This window comes from Sulfurovum sp., assembly GCF_041551015.1.
Taxonomy (GTDB): domain Bacteria; phylum Campylobacterota; class Campylobacteria; order Campylobacterales; family Sulfurovaceae; genus Sulfurovum.
On the sequence record NZ_JBFENQ010000194.1, the window covers coordinates 1 to 2,404 of the forward strand.

At 37.2% G+C, this 2,404-nt stretch carries 3 protein-coding genes; 1 reads left to right on the forward strand and 2 read right to left on the reverse strand.

Annotated features, from left to right (window positions below):
• Together leuB and ABZC96_RS09640 are read right to left on the reverse strand one after the other, a co-directional pair.
• The coding region (gene leuB, locus ABZC96_RS09635) for a 3-isopropylmalate dehydrogenase (protein WP_373030769.1) at positions 1 to 701 on the reverse strand (701 nt) is incomplete at its 3' end.
• A 4-nt stretch (positions 702 to 705) separates the two neighbouring features.
• Entirely contained in the window at positions 706 to 1,221 is a 516-nt protein-coding gene (locus ABZC96_RS09640; protein ID WP_373030771.1) for a 3-isopropylmalate dehydratase small subunit, read from the reverse strand.
• Positions 1,222 to 1,377: 156 nt separating this feature from the next.
• Between ABZC96_RS09640 and ABZC96_RS09645 the strand changes: the two genes are divergently transcribed.
• On the forward strand, positions 1,378 to 2,404 hold a 1,027-nt coding region (locus ABZC96_RS09645), incomplete at its 3' end, for a sigma-70 factor domain-containing protein (protein WP_373030773.1).

Consider the following 2,404-nt stretch of genomic DNA (forward strand, 5'->3'; position numbering starts at 1 on the left):
AACTGTTTAGGATCACGAATAAGTTGCATTGCAGCATTATCTACATACATATGAGAAAGCTCAACTTCAGGGTAATCTTTTGCTACTTCTTCTACGATCTCTCTCCAGAACTGGCTTACTTCAAGTACATTGGCTTTGTCTACAGAACAGACACGTTTATCACGTTTCATAGCGATATCAAACGCAACAACAGCAATACGCAGTACTTCTTCTCTAGTATAGATCATTGTATTAAATGCTTTATCTTTTTGAAGTTCTCTTGGCTGACCAAAATAGATACCCCCAGTAAGCTCACGTACAACCATAATATCTACACCCTGAATAACCTCAGATTTAAGACTAGATGCATTCACTAACTCATCATATACCATTGCCGGTCTGAGGTTTGCAAATGTTCCCATCTCTTTACGAAGACCTAAAAGTCCAGTTTCAGGACGTAAATGTCTCTCTAGTGTGTCCCACTTTGGTCCACCGATCGCACCAAATAGAACAGCATCACATTTCTTTACTCCCTGGATAGTCTCCTCTGGTAATGGTACGCCCGTTTCATCTATAGCAGCACCGCCAAGCAGCATCTCTTCATACTTAAGGTTAAACCCTTGTGTTACAGAAACTGCGTCAAGTACTTTTATAGCTTCATCAATGATTTCAGGACCGATCCCATCACCTTTAATTACACCAATTTTATAACTTTTACTCATAGGATTATGCCTTCTCTTCTTTTTGTTTTTTAGCTTCAATCTCTTTTTTTGCAAATGCAATAAGCCCGCCTGCATCTACCAACTCTTGCATAAATTCAGGAATAGGAGAAAACTTATATGTTTTAGCTTGTGTTACATTGATCACTTCACCCGCATCCATATCTACTCTAACTACGTCACCTTCATTGATCTCCGTTGCTTCTGCAAGCTCAAAGATAGGAAGTCCCATGTTAAATGCATTTCTGTAAAAAATACGTGCAAATGTAGGTGCGATAACCGCACTCACCCCTGCTGCTTTTAGTGCGATGGGTGCATGCTCACGACTTGAACCACACCCAAAGTTTTCACCAGCAACGATAATGTCACCCTCTGTCATCTTAGAAACAAACTCAGGGTCTGCATCTTCCATTACATATTTTGCCAATTCTGATGGCTCACTTGTATTGAGATATCTTGCTGCGATGATCAAATCCGTATCGATATTGTCACCAAATTTCCAAACTTTACCTTGCAAAGTCAATTCCTTCGTAATGAGAAATAAATCCTCAAAAATTTTCGCGATTATAGCTAAAAAAATGAAATTTGACAAATTGAGTACTTAAAAGTAATAAAATTTCGGTATAATCCACCTTAATTAAATCTGAGGGTTTTCACCTCAACACATCAAAGGTTTTTAATGGCAACAAAAGACAGTATGAAAAGTATCGAAACATTATTTCAGTCTAAGAAAAAAGGTGATGTAGTCACACTTGAGAACATCGCAAAAGAATTTGCTAAACAGCCGACAGCAGCACAAGCAAAGAAGATCCATAAATTTGCCGATGATGCCAAAGTAGAAGTTGTATCTGCTTCAGAGTATGCTAAATTTCTCACAACCAAAGAGAAGAAAAGAAAAGAAGATGCAAGAAAAAAACTTGCAGAGGGCAGTACAGAAGACCAATTCGATCTTCATAAAGAAAAAGAACTTCTTGAGTGGAGTCGTTCAGACAGTCCTGTTAGAATGTATTTACGTGAAATGGGAAAGATTCCTCTACTTACTAAAGAAGAAGAAGTGGATCTCTCTATGCGTATCGAAGAGGGAGAAGATATCATTATCGATGCTATCTGTTCTGTTCCTTACCTTATAGGTTACATTATCAACTATAAAGAGCCTTTGCTCAATCGTGAAAGACGGGTAAAAGAACTTTTCAAAAGCTTTGAAGATGAAAAAGCAGAGAAAGATGATTCTGATGATTCTGATGATTCTGATGATGAAGAAGGAACAAGTGCACCTAAAGATGATAAAAGAGTGAAACAGGTTGTTGACAGCTTTAAGCAACTTGAAAAAGCTAAAAAAGAGTGGATGAAGGCACGTGAAGATCTAGATACATTTTTAGAAATAGAAGATGATGAAGTAAAGATTCTTCATGAGCGTCTTAAAATTGCATTTAAAAAAGAAGCACTTAAAGCTGCACTTTTAAATCTTGGGCCAACATCTAAACTGATCAATGAACTTGTTAAAGCGATGGAAACTGCACTTAAAAGCGATGATAGTTTTGAGAAAGAGCTTAAACGTTTAGAGTATAAACTTCCACTTTTCAATGATACGCTAAAAGCAAATCATAAAAAACTGCTTGACAATATCATTAAGATGGATAAAGATGATATCATCGATGCTGTGCCAGAGACCACTATGGTAAGCACCTATGTTGAGATCAAAAAAC